This is a genomic window from Nocardia sp. NPDC050710 (assembly GCF_040654375.1).
Taxonomy (GTDB): Bacteria; Actinomycetota; Actinomycetes; order Mycobacteriales; family Mycobacteriaceae; genus Nocardia.
On the sequence record NZ_JBFAHV010000001.1, the window covers coordinates 231,763 to 251,554 of the forward strand.

The window sequence follows — 19,792 nt, forward strand, 5'->3', positions numbered from 1 at the left end:
CTGGAAGATCGCCTCGAGCACAGACCATGACGGCTTGCGGAGCGCATACGACAGGGACCGAACGACCGTTCGCCCTGGGTGCAGGATGTCGCGACCCCGATACCTGGTCAACCCCTACCCCACACCCCCTATTGCCAGCTAACACCGCGCTGACCTGGTTCGCCTTGACCCTCCCCTGGCCCACCAGTACGGTTGGCACGTACGTTCGTTCGGTTTGATAGTCGAAGGAGACCACCATGGTCGATGTCGCGGATAGCGTGTACACCGAAGCAACCGACCCGGATTGTCTCGACGACGAGACCGCCGCCGAAATGCTCCGCGGGGCGCCGTGGCGGCGTGTGGCGCTGATCGGCGACAGCACCGCACACGGCGCGGGCGATCCGAGCCCGGGCTATCGCGAAATCTATTGGGCTCCCCGGGTTCTCAAGGTACTGCGGGATGCGGTGGGATCGGTCGATTTCCTCAATACCGGCCAGATCAACGCCACCAGCAAGCAGGTGCTCGACACCCAGCTCGACCGCGCGATCGCCTTCGAACCGGATCTGCTCTACGTGGCATGCGGCGGCAACGATCTGTGGACACACAACCCGGACTACGACGCCGCGGAAGCCAATCTGGACGCGATGTTCGCGGCGGGTAAGCGGACGGGCGCTCGGCTGGCCACGATGACCATCGCCGACGCCGTGCCCGCCCATGTGCCCGAGTTGCTCCCCTTCCGGGAGCGGTTGGACGAGCTCAACAAGAGGATCCGCGCGGCCGCCGATCGGCACGACGCCATCCTGGTGGATCTGTGGTGGCATCCGGTCGGGCGGCGGACCAATGTGATGTCTGCCGATAACATCCACTTCAATATTTCCGGCCACGCGGTGGTCGCCGCCGAGGTGATCAAGGCACTGGCGGCCGCCACCCCCTGATCGCCGCGGCCGGATTCACGTGGGTTCGGCCGTGCGGATCCATACCGCCGGGCGGGCGCGGGCTATCGTTCGCTCGCGTCCGCCCGCAATGGCGGGCACGGCGCGCCGGGTAGGGTGGCCAGCTCGAAATGCCACCACTCGTTCTGATAGGTCCGGCACAGCCCCCACCGGTTCCCGTGCACTTCCAGCCATTGCGCACCGACCCGCGGCCCCACATCGACCGCATGCCCCGCGACATGGGTCGACTCCTCGGGCGGCAGCACCCAGCGCCTCGCCTCATCCGGACTGCCGTAAGTGGCGATCCCGTCCTCCCACAGTGCCTGCTGCTCGGCGTGCGTCCGATACCCGGAGTTGATCCACAGCGGCACCCCCGCGGCATGCGCGGCATCCTCCGCGAGGGTGTACGCCACCACCAATGCCGGGTCCAGTCCCTCGGTACCGGCGGCCGCGCCCACCAATTCCCACTGGACGACCGGCACGGCATGGGTGGCGGGCGCCGCCACCGTGCCGGCCAGGAGCGCCGGAGACGCCACGGCCAGCATTCCCAGCAGCATCCGCCTCCGATATCCGTGCCCAGTCAGCGACATGCGGGCAATACTAGCGGCGCCGACCGGCCGACTCTCCCTGACAGATCCCTCCCGACATCCGGCGTGAACGTCATCCGTTCTCGCGGGTCGGCATCGGATCCTCGTCGACGAGGGTGCGCACCTCGTCATCGGTGGCGAGATGGATCGGCCGCAGGCACAGCGCGGAACCGCGCGCGGTGTCGCGGAGTCCGTGATGCCACGCACGGTCGCTGACGCGCAGGCTCCGTGGACCGGGTCGGGCCAGTAGGAAACCCACGGAACCACCTGGCGCACAGGCGGACAGAGTCTCGACGCAGAGGTTGGTCAGGTTCAGCAGGCCGACCGGATCCGGCCAGGTCGGCAGCGGTTCGATGGTGGGGAGGACGGGGGCGGTGCCGCCATCGGGGGCGAGGAACATGCACCAGAGGCTGCGGTGGGTAAAGGTATACCCACCCAGCAGGGTGCACCAGCGCAGGCGCAAGTCCTCGGCGGTTCGGATGGGCGGCATCAGATCGGGCGAGAGCAGCGGGGGCAGATCGTTGTTATTCGGCATGGGCACACGATGTGCCCGAATCCGCTTGCACGACAAACGCGTTATCCACAGGAAAGATCGTTGTCCACATAGTTATCCAGTGCTGTGGATCACAAGGGACGAACGGGAGCTATCGACCTAATCGGTCAGACCTATTGGGCCTTCACCAGTTTCACGACCTCGGCGCCCGCGTACTCCAGCCACACCCGATCCCCAGCCTGTAGTGGCGCATCGGTCTCGACCTGCGCGTCCCGCACCGTCACCGCTTCACAGGACTCGGTGGTCACCACTCCGAACCCACCGTCACGATCCGAGATCCACCTATCGACAATTGCCCACATCGCACGAAGACTAATGCGCCGCAAGCGGTATCGGCAGAGGTGATACCTGTGGAAGATTGCCCCCTCCGAACACTTCGTTCGCCGAAAGAACCGTGCGCCGACACGAGACGTCGACGCACGGTACACACTCCCATCGAAGACCGACCGGTCGGATCGAGGTCTAACCGCCGCGCTCCCCCCGAATCAATTCGGCGGCTTCGCGATTGCGCCCGATGCGCTCTCCGATTTCGCGACCGTGTTCGCGCGCGTACGCGATGGCGGTCCGGATTCCGCGCGATTGCAGTTCGGATTCCTGACTCAGCACCGCGATTCGGCGCTCCACCGGCCCTTCGAGCTCCAAGAGTCGCGCCACGACCTCCCAGACCTCCGGCCCCGCGGCCAGTGCGGCTCGCCGGTCGTCGACCGGGCCCCGGAACACGATCCCCGGATGCTCCAGTTGGTCGACCCCCTCCCGGATCAGCCTGTTCAGCAATACGGTCGAACTCGTTCCCTCTTGTGCGGCGCGTGCGACCAGCCGTCGACTGGCGGATTCCGAGATACGAAATGTCGTACTCATTGCCCTCCTCGACTCGACCACTCGAAACTCCCGACCAACTCGTCAGGAGTCAAGCGTCCCGCGCCGGACGGTGCCGGCACTCCGGCGAACCGGGGGACATCGCCGTGTCACCGGGATGCCCCCACGCCGAATCGCCCGTTCAGACCCGTTCTTTGGAACGGGTGCGCACCCGCAGCGCGATCGGCTTCTGCGTTTCGGCGAAGAAGTCGTTGCCCTTGTCGTCGACGACGATGAACGCCGGAAAATCCTCGACCTCGATCTTCCAGACCGCTTCCATACCCAGCTCGGGATACTCCAGCACCTCGACCGACTTGATGCAGTCCAACGCGAGCCGCGCCGCGGGGCCTCCGATGGAGCCCAGGTAGAAACCACCGTGTTCCTTACACGCCTTGGTCACCTGGGCCGAGCGATTGCCCTTGGCGAGCATGACGAACGAGCCGCCCGCGGCCTGGAACTGGTCGACGTAGGAGTCCATCCGGCCCGCGGTGGTGGGGCCGAAGGAACCCGACGCATAGCCGTCAGGGGTCTTGGCAGGGCCCGCGTAATAAACCGCCATCTCGCGCAGGTACTCGGGCATGGGTTCGCCCGCGTCGAGCCGTTCCTTGATCTTGGCGTGCGCGATATCGCGGGCCACCACCAGCGGCCCCGTCAGCGAAAGCCGGGTCTTGACCGGGTATTTCGAGAGTTCGGCGCGGATCTCCGACATCGGCCGGTTCAGATCGATCTTGACGACGTCACCACCGAGGATGGAGTCGGTCTGCTCCGGCAAGTACTGCGCGGGTTCGCGCTCCAACTGCTCCAGGAACACACCCTCCGGGGTGATCTTGGCCAGGGCCTGCCGGTCCGCCGAGCAGGAGACCGCGATCGCCACCGGGCAGCTGGCGCCGTGCCGGGGCAGCCGCACCACGCGGACGTCGTGGCAGAAGTACTTGCCGCCGAACTGCGCGCCGATGCCGAAGGATTGGGTCAGCTTGAAGACCTCTTCCTCGAGCTCGAGATCGCGGAAGGCGTGCGCGGTCAGGGAGCCCTCGGTGGGCAGATTGTCCAGATAATGCGCCGAAGCGTATTTCGCGGTCTTCAACGCGAATTCCGCGCTGGTGCCGCCGATGACGACCGCGAGGTGGTACGGCGGGCAGGCCGCGGTGCCGAGCGAGCGGATCTTCTCGTCCAGGAACTCCAGCATGCGCGTGGGGTTCAGGACCGCCTTGGTCTCCTGGTAGAGGAAGGACTTATTGGCCGAGCCGCCGCCCTTGGCCATGAACAGGAATTTGTACGACGGATGCGCGGGATCGCCCTGGGTCGAGTACAACTCGATCTGCGCGGGCAGATTGGTGCCGGTGTTCTTCTCGTCCCACATGGTGATCGGGGCGAGCTGCGAGTAGCGCAGATTCAGCTTGGTATACGCGTCGAATACGCCGCGGCTGATCCATTCGGCGTCATCGACGCCGGTGAGCACACCCTCGGACTTCTTGCCCATCACGATCGCGGTGCCGGTGTCCTGGCACATCGGCAGGATGCCGCCCGCGGAGATGTTGACATTCTTGAGCAGATCCAGCGCGACGAAGCGGTCGTTGCCGGAGGACTCCGGGTCATCGATGATCTTGCGCAGCTGGGACAGGTGCCCCGGCCGCAGATAATGGCTGATGTCGTGCATCGCCTCGGCGGTCAGCAGCCGCAGCGCCTCCGGGTCGACCTGCAGAAAGGTGCGGCCGTTGACCTCGAAAGTGCTGACGCCCTCGGTGGTGAGCAACCGGTAGGGGGTGTCGTCGGCGCCGATCGGCAGCAGATCTGAATAGCGGAATTCCGGCGCGGTCACGGATCGCTCTCCTTCGGACGGGGCTCGGGCATCGAACACAACCTCGGCGGAGGCATTAGCGATGCCGGGCCGTCGACTGTGAACCCTGACTGGTCACAAACACAGCGAGCCTATCCATCGAGCCACACCACCCCGGGGTTAGGCAACCCTTCCTAAGTTCGCCGGGCGATAAAGGTTGCACGTTCAACCCCGGTGGTGCTACCTCTCAGTTCTGACAGTTGTCGCAGTCGCGGTCGTGGCACGACAATTTCTATGACACGTCAGAGTTTGGAGGGCGCAGTCGTGACCGAGCGCAGCGAGGCGGTGTCGTGAACGAACCGCAATGGCTCGACGACGTCGAGATGCGAGCCTGGTTGGGATTCGTGCGCACGCGCGACCTCATCGCGGCCGCTATCGGGCGCGATTCGTCGCGAGCCTCGAACCTCACCTATGTCGAATATTCAGTCCTCGCGAATCTGGCGGACTCCCCCGACCACCGGCTGACCTTCGCCGACCTGGCCGAGAGACTGGAGTGGTCGCAGAGCAGGCTCTCACACCAGATCACCCGGATGGAGAAGCGCGAACTGGTCGTCCGGGAACCGATCCCGGACGACGCCCGCCGCACCGCCGCCCGGCTGACCTCGCGCGGTGCCGAGGTGCTCGGCACCGCCGCTCCCGCGCACGTGCAGAGCGTCCGGCGGCACATGATCGACGCGCTGGACCGCGACCAACTCTGCGCGCTCGCCGATATCTACGACACGCTGCTCGCACACCACCGACGACCCGCGGAGGAGGTCTGAGTCAACTCGCCGAGGATGTCACCGCGTCGGGCCTGGTCGGCACACCGAGGGCCCGTTCGAAGCCGGCGGGCACGATGATGTCACCGCGATCCAGTTCGGCCACACTGGTTTTCCGCAGTCCGAGCAGCGCCGAGTCGATACCGCCGCGCAGGATATCCAGCACGTTCTCCACTCCGGCCTGACCGTTGGCGGCCAGACCCCACAGGTAGGCCCGCCCGATCATGACCGCACGGGCGCCCAGTGCCACCGCCTTCACCACATCGCTGCCGCGTCGGATGCCGCCATCCAGCACCACCTCGATCTGCGCGCCGACCGCGTCGGCGATCACCGGTAGCGCCCGGATCGCCGCCGGGGTGCCGTCGAGGTTGTTGCCACCGTGGTTGGAAACCGAGATCGCGGCCACGCCCGCATCTACCGCGCGGTGCGCGTCGTCGACCCGCATCACACCCTTGAGCATGACCGGGCCACCCCACTGCTCACATATCCAGCGCACGTCGTCCCAGTCCGGGGCGGGCGTACCCATCCATTCGCCGTAGGCGCCGAAGAAGCCCGGTGCGGGTGCGTCGCCGACCGCCATATTCGGGGCGGTCAGATCCGGAATGTGCCCGGAGCGGGCGTAGGTCGCGAGCCAGCGCGGCCGCGCCAGGGTCTGCGGCGCGAATTTGAGCATGGTGCGCAGATCCAGCTTCTCCGGGATCACCGGACTACCCCAGTCGCGGCCGTGCGAGAACGACCAGTCCAGGGTGAGGATCAGCCCGACCGCGCCCGCCGCCTGCGCGCGGGCCATGCGCTGCATGATCTCGTCCTTGCCGCCGCACCAGTAGAGCTGGAAGAAGGTCGCGGGATTGGCCGCGATAACCTCCTCGATCGGCTTGCTGGCGAATGAGCTCAATCCCATCGCGATGCCGCGGGCCGCGGCAGCGCGTGCGACGGCCACCTCCCCGTCCGGATGCACCGCCTGCACACCGGTCGGTGAGATCAGCACCGGCATCGAAAGCTGTTGTCCCAGTATCGTTGTCGATTGATCTCGGTCACCGATCGGGCCGGCGACGTGCGGCGCGAAGCCGAGCTCGGTGAAGGCCTGCTGGTTCTCATCGATGGTCTGCCCCCGCTCGGAACCGGCGATCAGCGCACCGTACACCGATTTCGGCAGGCGCTTCTTCGCGCGCCGCTGCGCCTCGGCGACGGTTTCGAACCAGGGATTCATAGCGGGGTCCTTTCGGGTACGACGACCGGCCACCAGTGCCGGGTTTTCTCGTGCAGGTCGGTGATCAACTGATCGAGCAGGGCGACGCCCGCGGCAGCGGTGGCGCCGGTCGGGTCGCCGAGGACGCCGTTGGCGCTCACCGCGCGCACACCACCCGCGCGCAGCAGTGGCAGGATCTCGGGCAGCGGTCGGATATCGCCCGGTTCGGCGCGTTCAGCGCGCACCAGTTCCGGTCGCAGCGCCAGCATCAGGCCGGTCTCCGCCCGGCCCGCGTGCGGATCCCCCGGATAGTGCGGCAGATATCCGCGCACATCGCGCGATTCGGTACGCAGCAGCGCCTCGGCGCGGCGCAGCGGTTCCAGATTGCCGCCATGCCCGCTGACCAGCAGGATCCGCTCGAAGGTCGCGGTCGCGGAGCGGCACAGCTCGACCAGGAGCAGTTCCAGCGCGGCCTGCCCGATCGACAGGGTGCCTGGAAAGCCCGCGTGCTCGCCGCTGGAACCGTACGGAACCGCCGGTGCGACAAGCACATCCGGGCGGCGCGCGGCCAACCCCGCGCACAACGCCACCGCGATGTCGGTATCGGTCGAGAGCGGCAGATGCGGACCGTGCTGTTCGGTCGCCCCCAGCGGCACCGCGAGGATGACACCGGCGCCGGCCCGTTCGCCCGCCTCCGGCCACGTGATATCCGCCACTTCCATGCCGCGAGATTATCGTCAGTCACTGACATAATCAATACGTCAGGCACTGACATAATCGAATCCGTGACCACATCGGGCCCCACCACCGGCCGCGGCCGCCCACGCGGCACCAGCAAGCGACAACTCGAGCTGATCGCCATGCGCCTGTTCAGCGAGCAGGGCTTCGACAACACCACCGTCGACCAGATCGCCGCCGCCGCGGGCGTCAGCGGACGCACCTTCTTCCGCTACTTCCCCACCAAGGCCGAGGTGCTCTGGTACCAGTTCGACGCCGAGGTCACGAGCCTGCGCGCCGACTTCGCCGAGGTGCCCGACGACGAGCCGATGATGACCGCGGTGCGCCGAGTCGTGGTGAACGCCAACCGATATCGCGCGGAGGATGTGCCCGAGCTGCGTACCAGAATGCATCTGGTCAGCTCCGTCCCCGCACTGGCCGCCACCGCGGGCGCGCATTACGACGCCTGGGAGCGCGCGGTGAGCGCCTTCGCCGCGCGGCGCCTCGGCGAACCCGAGGACGGACTCATCCCGCTCGCCGTCGGCCGGACCACGCTGGCCGCGGCCCGCGCCGCCTTCGACGCCTGGCTGGCGCGGGCCGACGCCGACCTCACCGTCTACCTGGACCGGGCACTGGCAGCCCTGGAAAGAGGATTCGCCACGCCCACCGGAGTCACCGATGAGCTACCCGCACGTTTCACGGGCAATCCCGGTGGGGTATGACTAGGCTCGGTACCGGCCGCCAACCGGGACGCACGATGATCCCAACCCACCCGTCGAAAGGGGCAGGAGTTTCCATGTCCGAGGTGTCCATGAGCCTTTCGGCGGATTCGCTGACAGCAGGGCCTGTCGACAACTTGCTGCCACAGCTTGTCGAGCACCTGCGTCAGAACCGCACCGCACTGCGTGAGGAATGGGCCAGGCGTATCACCGACGCCCAGCTGCTCACCGCGATGACCCCGGAGGAGATCTTCTCCGAGGCGACCTCCATCTACGACAACTACGTCGAGGTGCTCGAGACCGGTAGCGTCGAGGCGCTGCAGGCCTACGCCCGCGACCTGTCCGAGCGCATCATTCCGCGAGGAGTCGAGACCGACGAGGTCATCGGCATCGTGCTGCTGCTGCGCGACGTGCTGGCTCGCTCGCTGTTCGAGAAGTACCAGTCGAATTTCAATCTGCTCAACGATGTTCTGGACGCCTACGAACCCGCCGCGAACCGCATCGCGAGTACCGTGGCCATCTCGTTCGTCCAGGAGCGCGAGCGCGTTATCCGGCAACAGCAGGAAGCCATCCGCGAGCTGTCCACCCCGGTACTCCAGGTGCGCGAGCAGCTGCTCATCCTGCCCATCATCGGTGTGCTGGACAGCCAGCGTGCCCGCCAGCTGACCGAGCAGCTGCTGCGCGCGATCCGGGCGAACCGCGCGAAGGTCGTCGTCATCGACATCACCGGTGTCCCCACGATCGACTCCACGGTGGCCAACCACCTGGTGCAGACCGTCGACGCATCCGGTCTGATGGGTGCGAACGTGATCATCACCGGCCTGTCCTCGGAGATCGCGCTCACCCTGGTGACGATCGGCTTGGACCTGTCCAAGATGAACGCGGTCGGCGACCTCCAGGGTGGTATCGAAGAGGCAGAACGTTTGCTGGGCTACGAGGTCACCCGCGTGACCGACCAGCGAGACGGGCGCTGATCGGGCGCTCCCATGCCGGTACCCATCCTGAAGCAGGGCACGTATCTCATCGCGTCGGTTCAGTCAGCCCTGACCGACGCGGATACCGAACGCCTGCAAGACGATCTGATGAAACAGGTGAGCAAGTACAGAGCGCACGGCATCATCGTGGATGTCACCGCTATCGACGTGATGGATTCGTTCGCCGCCAGATCGCTGCGTACCATCGCGCACATGACGCAGCTCCGGGGTGCCGAGACGGTGATCGTCGGACTGCAACCCGAAGTCGCGTTCGCCATGGTGCAGCTCGGGCTCACGTTCGAGGATATGCACACCGCCCTGGACCTGGAAGAGGGGCTTGCGTGGCTGGACCGCAAGGCCTCGGGACGGCGCCAGCGAGACGGTCGTGACAGTGGCCGCTGAGAACGTGGTGATCGCGGTCAAGGTGTCGGGTGACATCGTGACCGCGCGTCAAGCCGGACGGGAACTGGCAGCAAAGCTCGGCTTCTCGCTGACCGACCGGACCATGATCTCTACGGCGATCTCTGAAATCGCCCGCAACATCACCAGTTACGCGGGCAGCGGCGAAATCCGCCTATTGGTCGACGACCGCGAGGGGCGCCAGGCGCTGGTGGTCCAGGCCGAGGACCAGGGGCCCGGCATTCGTGATATCGCTCGCGCACTGGACGATGGTTACTCCACCGGCCGCGGACTCGGGCTCGGCCTGCCCGGGGCGCGCCGCCTGATGGATCGGCTCACCGTCGATTCCGCCCCCGGCCGTGGCACTTTCGTGGAGATGTGGAAGTGGGTGCCCAACGGTGCATGAGGACGGGTTCATCGGCCGGATCGAATGGGCGGTGGCCGGTCGCGCACTCCCCGGGCAACGCGTATCCGGTGACCGCTGCGTGGTCTTGGACGCGGGCGGCGGCGGTGTGCTCTTCGCGGTGCTGGACGGACTCGGGCACGGTGCCGCCGCGGCGGACGCGGCCGACCGTGCCACACAAGTACTTTCGGAGAACCGGGCCGAACCGCTGGATGTGCTGATGGTGTTGTGCCATCGGGCGATGGCCGATACCCGCGGCGCGGCCGTCTCGCTGGCTCTGTTCGGGGCCGGGGACACCATTCGCTGGCTCGGCGTCGGCAATGTCGAATCCCGGGTGCTCAGTGTGAGTCCCGCCGGGCTGACCGTGCGGGCCACCGTACTGCTCACCGGGGGTATCGTCGGCTACCGCCTACCGCAGAATCTTCAGCCGCAGACCGTACACGTCCGCCCGGGCGATCTGCTGCTGATGTCCACCGACGGCATCGTTCCCGAATCCGCCGACAGCATCGACCTTTCCAAGTCCACCGCCGAGATCACCTCGGAAATCCTGGCGAGGCACGCCAAGGACACCGACGACGCCCTGGTGCTGGCCGCCCGCCACCGGGGCGGCACCTCGAACGGACGCGGTGACGGTGAGTGAGGCGCAGGCATGAGTAGCGTGCTGGCCGCCTTCCTGGACGCCTACGCGGACGCGCTACGGCGCCACCTGGATTCGCCCACCCACGCCACCCTGTCCGAAGGCTACGAGCTCGGCAGGCGCGCCCTCGTCGAGGACATCAGCCTGCTCGATCTCACCGAACACCACTTCCGGTTCGTGACCGCGGCCGAAGCCGCCGCGCGGCCCCCGGATCCGCGCCTGGCCGAGAGCGCACTGGAATTCCTGCTGCAGACCCTGGCCGCACTGGATATCGCCACCCGCGGCTACCTCGACGGCACCCGTCGCTACGAGCAACAGCGTTCCCGCGCCGACGATCTCGCCGGTCGCGACGCCTTCCGCACCGCATTGGTGGAGTCATTGCAGGACGGGTTCTTCGTCGCGGACGCGCGCGGCACCATTATCGAGGTGAACTCCGCCTTCGGTGCGCTCACCGGGTACGGGGCCGCCGATGTGCCCTATCCGCTGCCGCATCCGTGGTCTGTACCGTCCACATCGCGCTATCCGGATCTGGGGACCGAGGCTCTCCGGTTCGTCATACCGATCCGGCACCGGGACGGGCGCGATCTGTGGCTGGCGGTGAGCACCAGCGCGCTGATCAAACCGGAGAACAACGAGCAGATCTTCGTCGGCACCATCCGCGATGTCACCGCCGAGCACGACGCCCAGGCCAGGGATCAGGCAGCGTCGCGGCTGGCGACCGCGGTCGGCGCGGCCACCAGCGTCGTCGAGGTCCTCGCGGTCGGGCTGGACGAACTGCGCCGCACCGTCGGCGCGGAATCCGCGGTGGTCACGGTCTGGCCGAATCGCAATACCGGACCGGAGGTGTACGTCTCGGGGTCGATCGAGCCGGGCACGAGCAATACCGAAGGACCCGTACTCGACGCCGGGGCGCGGACATTGCTGGAACGGGCCCGGCGCAGGCCGCCGCGCAGCCTGTCCGCCATACCGGAGGGCGCCGAAAGCTCCGAGGGTATCGTCGCTCCGCTCGGCGAAACCGGCGATGCCGCACTGTGGTTGCGTTTCGCGGCACCGCGGGCCATCACCGCGGCCGACTGGACGCTGTTCTCCCTGCTGATCGGACATCTCAGCCTGGCCGTGCAGCGGGCCCGCAACTTCGACCAGGCCCGCTCCACCTCGCTGACGCTGCAACGGGCCATGCTCGGCCCGATCGAACTGCCACCGCGGTTTTCGGTGCACTACGAGCCTGCGCTGCCGCCACTCGAGATCGGCGGCGACTGGTACGACGTGGTGCCGCTGAAGGACGGAACCATCGGCGTGGTGGTCGGTGACTGCGTCGGGCGTGGACTGTCGGCGGCCGTGGTGATGGGCCAATTGCGTTCGGCCGCACGGGCCCTGCTGCTGCGCGGGGCCGGACCGGCACAGCTGCTCGCGGAACTGGACCCGGTGGCGGGCCGGATACCCGGTGCCATGTGCACCACCGTCTGTGCCGCGGTGCTGGATCCGGTGCGCGGACTGGTCCGCTACAGCAGCGCCGGTCACATGCCGCTGATCCTGGCCGATGTCGGCGAACCCGGTCGACTGCTCGAAGGCGGGCGTTCGGTGCCGCTGGCCACCTTCGAGATGCCGCGACGCCCGGAGGCGACCACCGCGCTGTCCCCCGGTTCGACGCTGGTGCTGTTCACCGACGGCCTCGTCGAACAGCGCGGCGTGGATATCGATGAGGGCTTCGCCAAGATCTGCGCGGTGCTCGCCGATACCCCCGGCAAATTGCCGCGTGAAGTGGCCGACGCGGTGTTGTCGCGGCTGCGTCCCGCCGCGGGTTATGACGACGATGTCGCCATGGTGGTGTACCGGCAGCCGCCTTCACCGCTGCGGCTGGCCGTCCCGGCGCACGCCGATCAGCTGACCGCGCTGCGCCGCAACCTCAAGGCATGGCTCGCCGCGGCGGCGGTTCCGCACGATCTCGCCTCGGATCTGGTCGCGGCCGCGAACGAGGCCTGTAGCAACAGCATCGAACACGCCTACCGCGACGGCGCGGCCGACCACGCGGTCGAGCTGACCGCGACCTGCGATACCGAGACGGTCGTCATCGTGGTCACCGACACCGGCTCCTGGAAGCCGCGCTCCGCCGACCCCGGCAACCGCGGCCGCGGCATCGATATGATGCAGGCCCTCACCGAGGAATTGGATATCGACCACACCGGACCCGGCACCACAGTCCGCATGTCCGTGACGCTGCCCGCGATCAAATCGCCCGTGGCGAACCCGCTCCGGGGCACGCACCGCCGCATCGCGGGGTGATGAGCGGGCTCTGATCGGCCCAGTCGACAGCCGACGGCGGCCACCGTGATGGCTACTCCTCGGCAGGACTCGCCGGGCGGTCTGCCGGGCCGATAGCTAATCCAGCCTCCAGCCATATTCGGGTCAGCGCGCCGCCCGCGCGATCGAGAAAACGCCGCTGGGTCTCCTCGCTCATCGACACCGCCATAGTTATCGATGCTTCACTGCGACCGCAGAAGTCCGCGCTCTCACCGAGTGTCCTCGAGCTCAGCCGTTGAATCTCCTCGTACAGGATATCGGCCCCGAATTCGACCTGTGTCACCTGTAGAACCCCTGGTTTGATGCGCTCAACCGTACTGCCCCCCATCAAACGTCGAAACAGGCCCGACAGGAGCACATCGAAACCGGCAGGTTGCATAGGCAATATTCTCTCTTCGGGCATGACGAGTCAATCCTCTCGTTTCTTCTTCATAGAACCGCTCGCACGACGGTGGTACCTCCGCACTCGCAGATATAGCAGCAGACTCGCCATGACGGCGCATGCGGTAGCACTGATCATCAGCGCGCCCCACAGAGCCGGCGAACCCACGATACCGGCGAGTTTCAAAGCCGCCAGCGTAATGGCAGCTACCGCGTTGGCAATGAACCAGGAGGTAACCGCAAGCGTGGATATCGACAATCTGCTGACCGCGTCGGAGGTGAAGCGGGAAACCAGCCAGCCCGACACAATGGCAGGGATACCGAACAGAATGGCCGGCCAAAAGGGAGACGCACTCCGGCCGAAGATCTGGTCGTGCCAATATCCGACACCGAGCGTCAACGAGCCGAGGTAGACGGACAACAAGGTAACCACGAATATCATGCCGGGCGGCTTCTCGCGCAGCTCGACAATCAGATAGGGGATCCGGGACGCGGTATCGGCAATGTCGAGGTCCCGCCCGTACGCGTGCACGTATGTGAGACCGCGGGTATCGGCGGCGTCCCACCGGGGATCTATGGGGCGGCGCGCGACCGCGCCCACACCGGTGCCCCCGACGTCTTGCAATGAGGCGAATCCGATTTCGATGTCGTATACATACATGCCATGGGGTACGTCGGCGCGGAAATGATAGCTCCGAGCTTTGGTCGCCTTCGGCACCGGGATCGTATGCGATCGCCTGGCCAGACCGAAGGCGGTACGCATATGCGAATAGAACCCGTCGGAGATCTGCCGGATATCGCCCTGTTTACGCTCACCGAGCCGCGCTCGCGTTTCAATATATTCGATCTGCAGCTTCATGACGGGGCGCACCGGCATGATCGCGATTATCGGGAAGGTGCTCTGCACGCTGTAGACAAAATTGTGCAGTAGATCCCGCAAAACAACATCGTCGCCCTGAGGATTAAGCTTGTCCAGTTCGGTCTCGAGCAGATTTGAAATAGCTTGACGCTCACCTTCATTCGCTTTCTTCTCGTTCAGGATCTGAAGCTTGATCCTCTCCCACAATTCTTTCGGAACCACCCCGAAGACACTCTCCATAAAGGTCTCACCTATAGCGAGGAGGGCGCCCTGCGTTTCGCAATAGGACAGTGTCCTTATCGGCAGGTCCTCATAGGTGAGCTTCAACTTGTCCACCAACTCGTATTTCGGCGGCGACAGTACAGGAACGAGCAAGTTGTTCACCTCGGCGCCGGTCTGGTCGACATGCGCACCCATGATCGTCTGAGTGAGCTTTATTCGATAGGTCTCGTCACCGAGCTCGATCCGTTCCGAAATTCTCGACACGCAGGCACTAGGATTCTTGAACAGCTCGATGAGCTGCAATGTGTCCGCACGAGAGACCCGGCTGCCGAATGCTTTGACGGCAGCCGCGGCCAAGCTCTCGGTACTCGATCGATCCGGCAGACAGTCGATATTTCTGCGGCGAATTCCTTTTTGCTTCCTACGATCCGAATAGCTGATGATGCCGCGGGCCGCTATCGCAGCGAATAGCATGATAACCAGGTACGACAACAGCGACGAAGGTAGCGGTCGAGGGATACCGTGAAATGGTATCGCCACAAATATGATCAACGCACAGCTGAGGGATATTGCGAACGTCAGCGTGCGTTTCGCGAGCCGCTGCATCATCACCGAAAGACTCCGCGAAGCGAACTCATCGGTATTGTTATTCGTGGTCAACGCTCGATCGACTCCTTGGTCTCCACCGCGCCTCCGACACCTTTCTCCCCGCCCGGATTCCGAGCTCCGCCCTCACAGACATGCGACGGTCACCGCCCCCGACGGCCCGCGCCCACCCGGATCGGCGTGGTGACACCCCTGAGCGCCACCACATTCCGCGTACCGAGCCGCGCACTCATCGTGGAGGTGGACGTGACGCTTTCGATGAAGTTCAGGTAACAAACCCGCTGCCCAGCTATTTACAGCGTACATTTTCGGCGAATGGTTCAGATTTCCACCGCTGGCAGGAACTTTTCCGATGGAGCGGGGCATGCTTTAAGCGACCGTCCATTCGGTTTTGAGGCCCGGTGAAACTCCCTGAAATCCGAACGACCGGTTTCGGTAATAGCGAAGCCCACATGTCGAGGGTGAATGTAGACCTCGATGTAACATCGCTCCGGCAGCGCACGATAGGTCGCCACATAATCTGCATCGAATAGGGCGGACGAGAAACCAGCGCGTTGTGGAGATCGGCTCGTGGAGTGCGATTGCACTCCACGCATATCAGATTCGGGGAGCAATACGTGCAAGGGCAGTCGGTAGCACTCACGATGACCTGGCTCATCGGGGAACGAATCGGCGGTGGCGGCTTCGGCAATGTATATGCCGCGACATGTGGCAGTCGCGCGGCAGTCGCGAAGTTCGTCCCGAAGGAGCGTGGCGCAGACCGAGAGCTGCTATTCGCGAATCCCGACGGTGTCCGCAATATCGTCCCGATCCTCGATTGCGGCGAACACGGTGACCACTGGGTTCTGGTGATGCCGCGAGCCGGACGATCACTGCGGGACCGCCTCGACCAGTCATCGCCGCTGCCACTCGCCGAGGCGGTCGGCGTGCTCGAGGATATCTGTGCCGCACTCACCGATCTCGATGGAAAGGTTGTCCACCGGGACCTCAAACCGGACAACATATTGTGGCTCGACGGGAGCTGGTGCCTGTCCGATTTCGGCATCTCACGCTATGCCGAGGCGGCGACCGCACCCGACACGCGGAAGTATTCGATGTCACCGGCCTATGCCGCTCCGGAACAGTGGCGTCACCAACGCGCCACCTCGGCAACCGACATGTATGCGTTCGGGATCATCGCCTACGAGATGATCGTCGGCCGCCGACCCTTCCCCGGACCGACCGAAGCCGACTACCGGATACAGCATCTGCACGGCCGGATCCCCGATATCTCCTGCGCGCCCACAGCTCTGGCGACATTGATCGGAGAGTGTCTCTACAAGGCGCCCGGACCGCGTCTCTCCCCGGCCGATTTCGGGACAAGGCTCGATCGGCATCAGCAGAAGTCCAATGCCGCCGGAGGCGGTCTGGCCCACTTGGAAGAAGTGAATCGAGTCGAAGTCGAACGCCGAGCGGAAGCCGACAGGTCCCGCTCGGAAGCCCTGTCGGCGCAGGAGCGACGCGAAGAAGTTGTCCACAGTGCGCAGGAGAGTCTGGACCGAATCTCGGGCACTCTTCGGGTGGAGATAGAAGACGCGGCGCCGGCGGCAATCGTCGCCAAGTCGGCGCACGGATGGTCGATTCGGCTCGGAAATGCGGAGCTGCGACTGACCAAGCCGCGGGTATCCGCGGGCACGGATTGGGGCGGGTGGCAACCGCAGCCGGTATTCGATGTGGTCGCCACGGCGACGATCGACCTGAGATTCCCGACCGACGAGAACGGACGCGAAGGGCTTTCACACTCGCTGTGGTTCGGCGATATACAGCAAGCCGGTCGGTACAAGTGGTTCGAGTGCGCTTTCTCGACCATCTACCTGGCGGGAAAGCGCAACAGCGTAGATCCGTTCGCGCTGGAACCGGGGGCCGATGCCGCGAGGGCACTGGCAAAAGGCATGGACATCGTCCGGCACCTCGCGTGGCCTTTCACCAGGCTCGAAGTGGATGACCTGAACGACTTCATCAGCCGATGGGCACGGTTGTTCGCACGGGCGGCGGCGGGTGATCGATACACACCGTCGGCCAACGGTAGCTCGGTCGTCGGAAGCTGGCGAAGTGATTGATACCGGCGATCGGTATCGAGCCGAAAGTCCCACCGGTGCGGCGGCCGGTCGTTCATCCTGAGAGGGAATCCGTGACAGTCAAAAGCTATCGGCGCGCGGCGATTTGCATCGGAGTAGACGTCGTTTCCCCGCTCACTCCGTTGCGGGCCGCCGCCTCCGGCGCGTCCACCGTCGCCGGTTGGGCCGAGCGGCAAGGCTGTGATGTCGTCCTGCACACCGATATCCAGGGCGGTGCGCATCGGAACGTGACCCGGCGACAAATCCTTCAGTCCATCGGCGACTTCGTGGACAAGCGGGTCTACAGCCAGCTGATCGTCTATTTCGCCGGTCACGGAGTGCTGATGGCGCCCGGCGCGGAGGTATGGCTGCTATCCGAGGCCGGGACCGACAGCACAGAAGCGGTGAACGCCCTCCTGTCGGCCGAACACGCACGTCGCGCCGGAATCCCGCATGTCGTTCTCATCTCCGACGCGTGTCGCTCATATGTGAACGGCCCTCCGTTCTTCGGGCTGACCGGAGGCAGCATCTTCCCGCAGGCGGGATCAAGTGCCGACAGCGCGGAGTTGGATATCTACTTCGGAACCGCACCGGGCAACCCGGCCTACGAGGTGAAGGCGCAGCCGGGTGACAGCTACGGTGTCTTCACCCGGTGCCTGTTGGATCTCCTCACCGATCCGCCCGGCGAAGCGGTCGAATACATTGAGCTGGGAAGATCAAAAGCCTCCGAGAAGCTTGTGCGGCAGTCGCTTCCGGTCGTCACTTCCCGACGCCTCAAACGGCCTTTGATCGAGGCCGTCCGAGAGTCCTCGGCCCGCCTCGATCCCCTCTTCGACCAACGTCCCGAGATCAGGGTGGAAACCGACCTGCCGCAGTACATCGCGGCTCTCGATGTCGCCGCCGAGTCTGCGCCACCTCGACGGACCACACCGGATACCGGCAGTGCTCGGACCGATGATTCGAATCCGACACAACTCTCCTCGCTCCCCGAATCGGCCCAGAATCTCTGTGAAACGAGCCGTGCCGCAGACGAATTGGCGTCAAGGCAGGTCGACCATCACGGTTCCGCCTGGATCGTGGCGCGAGGAGCGCGTATCGACGCCGTAGAGGCCGTGGGCTGGGAGATCGCCGAACAACATCATTCGCGCGGTGTGCACGCAGTCGAATTGATACCGGCCTTCGGTCACGCTTTCCACCCCGCCAGCGCGGTCCTACGGTTCGAAGACGGGACCGGCACCGTGGTCGGTATCGAACCGAACATGTCGATGGCGGTGTATGTCGATGGCGGGCGCATCGCGGGGATGGACTACCGCAGGCGCGACGAATATTACCGGCGGCAATTCTCTCCGAACGCGAACGAGCTCTCGAACGAATTCCGCGATCAGTACCTGGCCTTTGCCAATAGCGAATCCCAGAACGGACGGATCGACATCCTTCTCGACGACCGTCTGTTCAGGCAAGCGACCGATAGCGGGCCATGGGGTCACAGCACCGCCGGTACGGGCGATGTCATCCTCGGAACCCTGCGTGGCTACGCCGAGGCCGAACGCGGGACATTCGATCCCGCACACTATTTCGAAGCTGCCCGCAGCGGCGTCATATCGTTCGATATAGCACTGCTGGCGTCACAGATGCGGCCGCACGGCACAGTCGATATGGGACGAGAAGTACTGGGCGCGTTGGCCTCTCATCGCATATATCCCTTCACGCCATTATCGACCCGCGGCTGGCTGCTCCTGGACGAGTCCGGACCGCTGTGGCGTCCATACCATCGAGACCTGGCGCGCCATCTAATTCCAGCTCTCTGGACCACCCTGGACAACGACGGAGTATTGCAAGCATTCGACACGATGTACCAACAGGTGGATACATGAAACTCGTATTGGTTCACGGGCGGTCGCAACAGGGCAAGGACCCGATGACGCTACAGAAGGAATGGACCGACGCGCTGACATACGGGCTCGCACGCGCGAACGCCCCCATACCGCTGGCGGCGGATGTGTCGTTCGCCTACTACGGTGATCTGCTCGCGGGGTTGGTAGCGGGTATAGAGGAAGCGCTTCCCGCGGACGTCGCCAGCCGGGGCCTCGACAGCGGACAGCCGTCGTATGCGCTGGCACAACGGGCGATTCTCGCCGACATCGTCGCCAATGTCGGTCTGTCCCCACAGTCGGTGGCGTCGGAAGCCGAGGACATCCAGGCCCGGGACCCGCAGAATTGGGGATGGGTACTCGCCGCGACCCGCGCCCTGTCTCGAATACCCGGCCTGGACAGCAGAGTGATCGACACTTTCGTACGGGACGTTTCGCTCTACGTCACCAATTCGGCGGCGCGGCGAGCGGTCGACCGCGTTGTTCACGACACCCTTGGTTCCGAACCCTTTGTCCTGGTGGCGCATTCCCTCGGCACCGTGGTCGCCTACAACGTCCTTCGTTCCCCGGACCGACCGGCGCCGTGCGCCGGCCTCGTCACTCTGGGCTCACCGTTGGGCATCAGCGGAATCCGCAGTCGTCTGGACTCCCCCCTCGAATTCCCGGACGACCTCGAAACCTGGTTCAACGCATTCGACAAAGCGGATATCGTCGCGCTCCGGCCGCTCGATAGCGAGCACTTCGATGTCGATCCTCCGGTCGAGAACTACGACGGGGTACTCAATTTCACCAGCAACCGCCACGGGATCGCCGGATATCTGGCCGACCCCGTCGTGGCCGGAAGGATCGCCGACCTTGTCACCGCGCGCACCGTCGGGTAGGTCGTGTTGTCGGTGACCGTAGGTTCCGGCATCGAG

Annotated in this window: 20 protein-coding genes; 11 read left to right on the forward strand and 9 right to left on the reverse strand. The window is 65.2% G+C overall.

Annotated elements, in window-relative coordinates:
* Nucleotides 1-236: 236 nt before the first annotated feature.
* A complete protein-coding gene (locus AB0H61_RS00975; RefSeq protein ID WP_357297636.1) occupies nt 237-914 on the forward strand; it encodes an SGNH/GDSL hydrolase family protein in 678 nt (225 codons plus the stop codon).
* A gap of 62 nt (nt 915-976) precedes the next feature.
* Here the strand turns inward: AB0H61_RS00975 and AB0H61_RS00980 are convergent, their stop codons facing one another.
* The 5 genes from AB0H61_RS00980 to AB0H61_RS01000 all read right to left on the reverse strand — a co-directional run bounded on the left by AB0H61_RS00980 (nt 977) and on the right by AB0H61_RS01000 (nt 4,725).
* Complete coding sequence (locus AB0H61_RS00980) at nt 977-1,501, reverse strand: M15 family metallopeptidase (RefSeq protein WP_357297639.1); 525 nt, start codon at nt 1,499-1,501, stop codon at nt 977-979.
* Between the two features lie 70 nt (nt 1,502-1,571).
* Entirely contained in the window at nt 1,572-2,033 is a 462-nt protein-coding gene (locus AB0H61_RS00985; RefSeq protein ID WP_357297640.1) for a hypothetical protein, read from the reverse strand.
* 131 nt (nt 2,034-2,164) lie between these two features.
* The gene (locus AB0H61_RS00990) at nt 2,165-2,299 is read right to left on the reverse strand and encodes a hypothetical protein (protein WP_357297643.1); all 135 of its coding nucleotides are present in this window, start codon (nt 2,297-2,299) and stop codon (nt 2,165-2,167) included.
* A gap of 214 nt (nt 2,300-2,513) precedes the next feature.
* Complete coding sequence (locus AB0H61_RS00995) at nt 2,514-2,909, reverse strand: hypothetical protein (RefSeq protein ID WP_357297645.1); 396 nt, start codon at nt 2,907-2,909, stop codon at nt 2,514-2,516.
* 139 nt (nt 2,910-3,048) lie between these two features.
* Nucleotides 3,049-4,725, reverse strand: coding sequence for a fumarate hydratase (locus AB0H61_RS01000; protein WP_357297648.1), 1,677 nt, complete (start codon nt 4,723-4,725; stop codon nt 3,049-3,051).
* Between the two features lie 308 nt (nt 4,726-5,033).
* On the opposite strand from AB0H61_RS01000, the gene AB0H61_RS01005 reads away from it, so the two are divergent.
* The gene (locus AB0H61_RS01005) at nt 5,034-5,504 is read left to right on the forward strand and encodes a MarR family transcriptional regulator (RefSeq protein WP_357297650.1); all 471 of its coding nucleotides are present in this window, start codon (nt 5,034-5,036) and stop codon (nt 5,502-5,504) included.
* A gap of 1 nt (nt 5,505) precedes the next feature.
* Here the strand turns inward: AB0H61_RS01005 and mftD are convergent, their stop codons facing one another.
* Nucleotides 5,506-6,711, reverse strand: a complete 1,206-nt coding sequence (gene mftD / locus AB0H61_RS01010; protein ID WP_357297652.1) for a pre-mycofactocin synthase MftD — start codon at nt 6,709-6,711, stop codon at nt 5,506-5,508.
* Entirely contained in the window at nt 6,708-7,412 is a 705-nt protein-coding gene (mftE, locus tag AB0H61_RS01015) for a mycofactocin biosynthesis peptidyl-dipeptidase MftE (RefSeq protein WP_357297653.1), read from the reverse strand. Before mftE ends, mftD begins: the two co-directional genes overlap by 4 nt.
* Nucleotides 7,413-7,475: 63 nt before the next feature.
* On the opposite strand from mftE, the gene mftR reads away from it, so the two are divergent.
* The 6 genes from mftR to AB0H61_RS01045 all read left to right on the forward strand — a co-directional run bounded on the left by mftR (nt 7,476) and on the right by AB0H61_RS01045 (nt 12,822).
* Entirely contained in the window at nt 7,476-8,129 is a 654-nt protein-coding gene (mftR, locus tag AB0H61_RS01020; RefSeq protein WP_357297655.1) for a mycofactocin system transcriptional regulator, read from the forward strand.
* Between the two features lie 74 nt (nt 8,130-8,203).
* On the forward strand, nt 8,204-9,100 hold the full coding sequence (locus AB0H61_RS01025) for an STAS domain-containing protein (protein WP_357297656.1): 897 nt from the start codon (nt 8,204-8,206) through the stop codon (nt 9,098-9,100).
* 12 nt (nt 9,101-9,112) lie between these two features.
* Nucleotides 9,113-9,502: an STAS domain-containing protein gene (locus tag AB0H61_RS01030; RefSeq protein ID WP_109527096.1), complete on the forward strand. Its 390-nt coding sequence runs from the start codon at nt 9,113-9,115 to the stop codon at nt 9,500-9,502.
* Nucleotides 9,492-9,905: an ATP-binding protein gene (locus AB0H61_RS01035; RefSeq protein WP_357299774.1), complete on the forward strand. Its 414-nt coding sequence runs from the start codon at nt 9,492-9,494 to the stop codon at nt 9,903-9,905. Before AB0H61_RS01030 ends, AB0H61_RS01035 begins: the two co-directional genes overlap by 11 nt.
* Nucleotides 9,898-10,542, forward strand: coding sequence for a SpoIIE family protein phosphatase (locus tag AB0H61_RS01040; RefSeq protein WP_357297657.1), 645 nt, complete (start codon nt 9,898-9,900; stop codon nt 10,540-10,542). Before AB0H61_RS01035 ends, AB0H61_RS01040 begins: the two co-directional genes overlap by 8 nt.
* A gap of 9 nt (nt 10,543-10,551) precedes the next feature.
* Nucleotides 10,552-12,822 carry a SpoIIE family protein phosphatase gene (locus AB0H61_RS01045; protein WP_357297658.1) on the forward strand — a complete coding sequence of 757 codons (2,271 nt, stop codon included), beginning with the start codon at nt 10,552-10,554 and terminating at the stop codon, nt 12,820-12,822.
* Nucleotides 12,823-12,874: 52 nt separating this feature from the next.
* Here AB0H61_RS01045 and AB0H61_RS01050 read toward each other — a convergent pair whose 3' ends face one another.
* Together AB0H61_RS01050 and AB0H61_RS01055 are read right to left on the reverse strand one after the other, a co-directional pair.
* On the reverse strand, nt 12,875-13,243 hold the full coding sequence (locus tag AB0H61_RS01050; RefSeq protein WP_357297660.1) for a hypothetical protein: 369 nt from the start codon (nt 13,241-13,243) through the stop codon (nt 12,875-12,877).
* Nucleotides 13,244-13,249: 6 nt separating this feature from the next.
* Nucleotides 13,250-14,962 carry a hypothetical protein gene (locus tag AB0H61_RS01055; protein ID WP_357297661.1) on the reverse strand — a complete coding sequence of 571 codons (1,713 nt, stop codon included), beginning with the start codon at nt 14,960-14,962 and terminating at the stop codon, nt 13,250-13,252.
* 563 nt (nt 14,963-15,525) lie between these two features.
* On the opposite strand from AB0H61_RS01055, the gene AB0H61_RS01060 reads away from it, so the two are divergent.
* The 3 genes from AB0H61_RS01060 (at nt 15,526) to AB0H61_RS01070 (ending at nt 19,756) form a co-directional block, all read left to right on the forward strand.
* Complete coding sequence (locus tag AB0H61_RS01060) at nt 15,526-17,007, forward strand: serine/threonine-protein kinase (RefSeq protein WP_357297663.1); 1,482 nt, start codon at nt 15,526-15,528, stop codon at nt 17,005-17,007.
* A 71-nt stretch (nt 17,008-17,078) separates the two neighbouring features.
* Nucleotides 17,079-18,878, forward strand: coding sequence for a caspase family protein (locus AB0H61_RS01065; protein WP_357297664.1), 1,800 nt, complete (start codon nt 17,079-17,081; stop codon nt 18,876-18,878).
* On the forward strand, nt 18,875-19,756 hold the full coding sequence (locus tag AB0H61_RS01070; protein WP_357297665.1) for a hypothetical protein: 882 nt from the start codon (nt 18,875-18,877) through the stop codon (nt 19,754-19,756). Before AB0H61_RS01065 ends, AB0H61_RS01070 begins: the two co-directional genes overlap by 4 nt.
* The last annotated feature ends 36 nt before the right edge of the window (nt 19,757-19,792 follow it).

What these genes read in the sequence shown, in the direction of transcription:
- mftE (WP_357297653.1), bottom strand. Translation starts at nt 7,412, where the DNA reads ATGGAAGTGGCGGATATCACGTGGCCGGAGGCGGGCGAACGGGCCGGC.
- AB0H61_RS01045 (WP_357297658.1), top strand. Translation starts at nt 10,552, where the DNA reads ATGAGTAGCGTGCTGGCCGCCTTCCTGGACGCCTACGCGGACGCGCTA.
- mftD (WP_357297652.1), bottom strand. Translation starts at nt 6,711, where the DNA reads ATGAATCCCTGGTTCGAAACCGTCGCCGAGGCGCAGCGGCGCGCGAAG.
- AB0H61_RS00975 (WP_357297636.1), top strand. Translation starts at nt 237, where the DNA reads ATGGTCGATGTCGCGGATAGCGTGTACACCGAAGCAACCGACCCGGAT.
- AB0H61_RS00980 (WP_357297639.1), bottom strand. Translation starts at nt 1,501, where the DNA reads ATGTCGCTGACTGGGCACGGATATCGGAGGCGGATGCTGCTGGGAATG.
- AB0H61_RS00995 (WP_357297645.1), bottom strand. Translation starts at nt 2,909, where the DNA reads ATGAGTACGACATTTCGTATCTCGGAATCCGCCAGTCGACGGCTGGTC.
- AB0H61_RS01050 (WP_357297660.1), bottom strand. Translation starts at nt 13,243, where the DNA reads ATGCCCGAAGAGAGAATATTGCCTATGCAACCTGCCGGTTTCGATGTG.
- AB0H61_RS00985 (WP_357297640.1), bottom strand. Translation starts at nt 2,033, where the DNA reads ATGCCGAATAACAACGATCTGCCCCCGCTGCTCTCGCCCGATCTGATG.
- AB0H61_RS01070 (WP_357297665.1), top strand. Translation starts at nt 18,875, where the DNA reads ATGAAACTCGTATTGGTTCACGGGCGGTCGCAACAGGGCAAGGACCCG.
- AB0H61_RS01030 (WP_109527096.1), top strand. Translation starts at nt 9,113, where the DNA reads ATGCCGGTACCCATCCTGAAGCAGGGCACGTATCTCATCGCGTCGGTT.
- AB0H61_RS01025 (WP_357297656.1), top strand. Translation starts at nt 8,204, where the DNA reads ATGTCCGAGGTGTCCATGAGCCTTTCGGCGGATTCGCTGACAGCAGGG.